Raw genomic sequence first — 6107 nt, forward strand, 5'->3', positions numbered from 1 at the left:
TCCTTTTTGGACGGGCGGGACGCCCATCCCACAATAACAATTAAAATTGTAAGTTATTTAATTCGCGATCCTTATTTTTCGTACCTGCGCGGCGTGTAAACCCAAACATCTCCATATTTGCGGGGAATAATCCGAGTCTGACTGGAACCGACAATCACTAAAGTTCTCATGTCAGCGTCTTGGGGCTGGAATTCGCCGAGGGTGCAAACCCGCACAGATTGACCGGGCCGGCCGAGGTTTCGCCCTAGTACGACGGGGGTTTTAGCATCGCGACTTTGCAACAAAATCTCGATCGCCCTTGCGAGTTGCCAAATCCGCTGTTTCGAGATCGGATTGTAAAATGCGATCGCGAAATCTGCGATCGCAGCAGCAGAAATCCGCTGTTCAATGACCTCCCAAGGCTTGAGAATATCCGAAAGCGAAATCACGCAAAAATCGTGTCCGAGGGGTGCTCCGATCGCAGCAGCGGCCGCCTGCATGGCTGAAATGCCCGGTGCCACCCGAATATCGATGCCTTGCCATTCGGGTTTGGCATCAAAGTCGATCGCCTCAAACACCGCCGCAGCCATCGCAAAAATACCCGGATCTCCCGACGAAACCACAGCTACAGATTTGCCGGATGCTGCTAAATCTAGGGCAAAACGCGCGCGATCGATCTCTTCGCGGTTGTCGGAATCGTGCCGCTTTTGCCCTTCCCGCAAGGTTCCAGCTAAGTCGAGATAAAATTTGTAACCCACCCAATCCGTGGCCTCGCGCAGAATTTCCTTAACCTCCGGGGACATCCAGGGCGCGCCTCCGGGGCCCGTACCGACGATCGCCAGTTTGCCGCGGCTAATGCCGATCGCCCTAGCATCAAAGGGTTGGGCGGCCAGGGCGATCGCGCAATTCACTGCGTTTGGGCGATCGCATTCGATTAAGTGACTGTTTGCACCGGCTGCTGTCAGGGCAATTTGTGCGACATTATTTTCGATAAATTCAATTGAGTCTAATTCGACAAGTTCGGATAGATTGAAAAAACGGACGGGGACTTTAAAATATTGTGAAACTGCTTCAAGTGCCGGATTTCCCATCTCGTCTTTTAATGCAAAAAATCCCGCAACAGAAGCTGCTGCTAAACCTGCATTTTCCAAGACTTGCTGGACTAATGAAATTGCTATTTCCGGCTCAATATTCGATAGATTTGTGAGTGCAACTGCCACAATTTGCGGATGGTAAACTAAACAATCTGGCGTTGGCGCAATTGCTTTTTCGGTGACGCGGATAGTCAATTTTGCGTCGGGGGCGATCCTCTTCGTTGGCGTAGCCCCCGTAGGGGCGGGCTTCGCTAACGGCAAATTGCTCTCGGAAAGCCAGCTTGCAGCCCCTTCTAGGCGTACTTTTGCCCCGGCGAGCAAATTTGAAATAAAAGTCTTCGCGTCCTCTGGATTCGCTAAATAATAGCCTTGGGGAGGACTCAGCAGCGCGGTGCGAAACCGGATATCTCCGGTTGTGGTAATTGCAGGTTGTACGCCGAGGGCTGCTGCAATCTCTCTGGCCAAATCATTAACGCCGTGCAAACCGCCCAGCAGCGGTACGACGGCGCTTCCGTCTTCTGCGACGGCTAAAACTGGCGGTTCGGCGCGTTTGTCTGACAGCAGCGGGGCGAGGGTGCGGATGATTATTCCGGCGGCGCAGATGCCGATGATTGGGGTTTCTGTTGCAAACAATTCCCGCAATGTTTCGCCGAAGTTGCTAAAGTTGATGTCTGTGTTGGAAGTGCGATCGATTAAACCGTAAATCTGGGAACCGGGGAAATGTGCGGAGATTTTTTTGGCGATCGGCAGGCTGTTTTGACCTAAGATAACTATTGCGGGAGGAACTCGAACCATTTTAGATTTTAGATTTTAGATTTTAGATTTTATGAGAGTTGCGACGGAAATTAGGAATTGATAATTGATAATTGGTAATGTAGGGGCGGGTTCGCCAAGGTCTGCAATACAACACCAGAAATCTACTAAACCCGCCCCACCCCCACCGAGGATGCTATCTAATATAATATAACCTAATTAAAACAGGCTACAATCAATAAATATTTCGAGGTTTGGCTGTGAAACGCATTGTCTTAATTGCAGGGTTTGAATCTTTTAATGCTGATTTGTACCGCAAAGCTGCCGAGTTGGCTGTTTCTGGGTGTCAGGGATTGGAAGTACGGGTTTTTAGCGATCGCGCCCTCGCAGACGAACCCGATGCTGTAGCAGCCGCCCTCTCGAATGCTGATGTATTTTTCGGGAGTTTGCTGTTTGATTACGATGCGGTAATGTGGCTGCGGGAAAGGGTGCAGAATATTCCGATTCGCCTGGTTTTTGAGTCGGCTTTGGAATTGATGAGTCTTACTCAAATCGGCGCTTTTAAAATTGGCGACAAGCCGAAGGGAATGCCGAAGCCTGTTAAGTTTATTCTGGATAAGTTCAGCAACGGGCGAGAAGAAGATAAGCTGGCTGGTTATATCAGCTTTTTGAAGATTGGGCCGAAGTTATTAAAATATGTGCCAGTGCAAAAAGTGCAAGATTTGCGTAACTGGCTGATTATTTATGGTTACTGGAATGCGGGCGGTGCGGATAATGTTGTCTCGATGTTTTGGATTATTGCCGAAAAATATTTGGGGCTGAAAGTTGCAGAAATTCCGCCACCTGTGGAAACTCCCAATATGGGTTTATTGCATCCAGATTATAACGGTTATTTTGAATCGCCTCGCCAATATTTGGATTGGTATCTCGGTAATCAAAGTGCTAGGGGCGGGCAAGAAGCCCGTTCCAAAGAGGCTAGACATCTTGATAGAAAGGCTTATAACGGGCAAGATGCCCGTTCCACAAAATTTGAGACTAATTTGTCTGAAAATTTAGACCGGGTTTCTAACGGGCAAGATGCCCGTTCCACAAAATTTGAGACCAATTGGTCTCAAAAATCGGAGGGAGGAAAATCCCCTGTTGTGGGCATCTTGCTTTACCGCAAGCACGTTATCACTAAGCAGCCTTATATTCCTCAATTGATTCGCTATTTTGAAGCGGCGGGAATTGTGCCTTTGCCGATTTTTATCAATGGCGTTGAAGGCCATGTGGCGGTGCGGGATTGGATGACGACTGCTGATGAAACTGCGCGGCGAAAACAAGGCAATATTGAAACTCTTTCGCTTTCTAAAGATGCTGTGGAAGTTGATGCGATTGTTTCTACTATTGGCTTTCCTTTGGTTGGCGGGCCTGCTGGTTCGATGGAGGGTGGAAGGCAGGTGGAAGTTGCTAAGCGGATTTTAACTGCTAAAAATGTACCTTATTTTGTGTCCGCACCTCTGCTGATTCAGGATATCCATTCTTGGACTCGTCAGGGGATTGGAGGTTTGCAAAGTGTGGTATTGTATGCTTTGCCTGAGTTGGATGGTGCGATCGATCCTGTTCCCCTCGGCGGTTTGGTGGGTGAGGATATTTATCTGGTGCCCGATCGCGCGAAACGCCTGACAAGTAGAATTAACAATTGGGTGAAACTAGGCCAAACTCCGCCCTCTGAAAGGAAAATTGCGATTATTCTCTACGGGTTTCCTCCGGGTTACGGGGCGGCGGGTACGGCTGCTTTATTAAATGTACCGAAATCGCTGCTAAATTTCCTGCACAAACTTCAAGCAGCAGGTTATACAGTTGGAGAAATTCCGGCTGACGGTGAGGAGTTAATTCGCAGGGTGAAAGAAGCGGATGAAGCTACTTGTGACGGGCAAGATGCCCGTACCACAAAAGAGACTGTTAATGTCAAAACTTTAGAAAGATGGCTGGGCTATCTGTTAACAAGCCGCATCGAAAAACAGTGGAAATCTCTGACTGGTACTGGGATTAAGACAGACGGCGACGAGTTCCAAATCGGTGGCATTCAACTGGGGAATGTTTGGATAGGTTTGCAGCCGCCGCTGGGAATTTCGGGCGATCCGATGCGCTTGATGTTCGATCGCGATTTGACGCCTCACCCTCAATATGCTGCTTTTTACAAGTGGCTGCAAAATGATTTGCAAGCTGATGCTGTGGTTCACTTCGGAATGCACGGCACTGTTGAATGGTTGCCGGGATCTCCTCTGGGAAATACTGGCTATTCTTGGTCGGATATTCTGTTGGGAAGTTTGCCGAATCTTTATATCTATGCCGCGAACAATCCCTCGGAATCGATGTTAGCAAAACGGCGCGGTTACGGTGTTTTGATTTCTCACAACGTGCCGCCCTACGGCCGCGCGGGCTTGTACAAGGAATTGGTGGCTTTGCGGGATTTGATTGCGGAATATCGGGAAGATCCTGCAAAAAATTATGTGCTGAAAGAGGCTATTTGTAAGAAAGTTTTAGATAGCGGTTTGGAGGCTGATTGTCCGTTTGATGAGGCTCGAAAGTTGGGTATTGCTTTTAGTTTTGAGAATGTGGGAATGTTCAGTGCTGATGCTTTTAACCGCTATTTGGTGAAGCTTTACGAGTATTTACAGGTGGTGGAATGTCGCTTGTTTTCTTCGGGTTTGCACGTTCTTGGGGAACCGCCTAATTCTGAGGAAATGACCTCTTATCTTGAGGCTTATTTTGGGGAGAGGTTATCACAGGAACAGGTGCAAACAATTGTTTTGCAAACCAGCACAGGCAAGATGCCTGTGCCACAAACCAGCACAGGCAAGATGCCTGTGCCACAAACCAGCACAGGCAAGATGCCTGTGCCACAAACCAGCACAGGCAAGATGCCTGTGCCACAAGAGGGGTTTGATGGGGTTTTTGAGGAGGGTTTGTTGGTGCGGGATTTGTTGTTGCAAACTACGGATGAGTTGACTAATCTTTTGCGGGGTTTGAATGGGGAATATATTCTGCCTGCACCGGGTGGGGATTTGTTGCGGGATGGGGCTGGGGTATTGCCAACTGGTCGGAATATTCACGCTTTAGATCCTTATCGGATGCCTTCTCCGGCGGCTTATGAAAGAGGCCGCGAAATTGCTCGGAAAATTATTGATAAGCACCTTAAGGAACAGGGGAATTATCCTGAGACTGTGGCGGTGATGTTGTGGGGTTTGGATGCGATTAAAACGCGGGGCGAATCTATTGGAATTCTGCTGGAATTGGTGGGGGCTGAACCTCTAAAAGAAGGTACTGGCCGCATTGTTCGCTATGAATTAAAACCGTTAGCTGATGTCGGTCATCCCCGGATTGATGTGTTGGGAAATCTTTCGGGTATTTTCCGTGATAGCTTTGTGAATATTATTGAATTGTTGGATGATTTGTTCGTGCGGGCAGCGGATGCTGATGAACCGGAATCGGAGAATTTTATTCGCAAACACGCTTTAATTTTACAGGCAAAAGGTGTGCAAAATTATTCGGCCAGGTTGTTTTCTAATCCGGCTGGGGATTTTGGTTCTTTGGTTAACGATAGGGTTGTTGATGGTAGTTGGGAATCGGGGGATGAGTTGGGGAAAACTTGGGAAAGTCGCAATGTTTTTAGTTACGGGAGGAAGGATAAGGGGGAAGCGAGGCCGGAGGTTTTGACTCAGTTGTTGCAAGGGTGCGATCGCATAATTCAAGAAATTGATTCGGTTGAATATGGTTTGACTGATATTCAAGAGTATTATGCGAATACTGGCGGTTTGAAGAAAGCCGCAGAAAAGCAACGCGGCAAAAAGGTTAACACGAGTTTTGTAGAAAGTTTTTCTCAGGATACCACTCCGCGCAATTTAGAAGATTTGCTGCGCTTGGAATATCGAACTAAGTTGCTAAATCCTAAGTGGGCTAACGCGATGGCAAATCAAGGTTCTGGCGGCGCTTATGAAATTTCGCAGCGCATGACGGCGTTAATTGGTTGGGGCGGAACGGCTGATTTTACTGATAGTTGGGTTTACGATCAGGCGGCTGATACTTATGCTTTGGATGAAGAGATGGCGAAGAAGTTGCGGGAGGCCAATCCTGAAGCTTTTCGCAATATTGTCGGCAGAATGTTGGAGGCTAACGGGCGAGGTTTTTGGCTGCCGGATGCGGATAAGTTGCAGCAGTTGCGCGAGTTGTACGAGTTAACTGATGAGAAGATTGAAGGGGTGACAGTGTAGTTTTTTTAGTTAACTGGTTCCTAGG

General features: G+C 48.1%; 2 protein-coding genes. One reads left to right on the forward strand and one right to left on the reverse strand.

Features of this window, described 5'->3' with window-relative positions:
- Window positions 1-71: 71 nt before the first annotated feature.
- Complete coding sequence (cobJ, locus tag QUB26_RS29195; protein WP_333320811.1) at window positions 72-1868, reverse strand: precorrin-3B C(17)-methyltransferase; 1797 nt, start codon at window positions 1866-1868, stop codon at window positions 72-74.
- Window positions 1869-2086: 218 nt separating this feature from the next.
- Between cobJ and QUB26_RS29200 the strand changes: the two genes are divergently transcribed.
- Window positions 2087-6082, forward strand: coding sequence for a cobaltochelatase subunit CobN (locus tag QUB26_RS29200; protein WP_333320813.1), 3996 nt, complete (start codon window positions 2087-2089; stop codon window positions 6080-6082).
- Window positions 6083-6107: the final 25 nt, after the last annotated feature.

It is taken from the genome of Microcoleus sp. B4-C1, from assembly GCF_036705285.1.
In the GTDB taxonomy this organism is placed as follows: Bacteria; Cyanobacteriota; Cyanobacteriia; order Cyanobacteriales; family Microcoleaceae; genus Microcoleus.

Bases quoted from the DNA above. Each gene is read 5' to 3' on its own strand.
- cobJ (WP_333320811.1), bottom strand. From the start codon at position 1,868: ATGGTTCGAGTTCCTCCCGCAATAGTTATCTTAGGTCAAAACAGCCTG.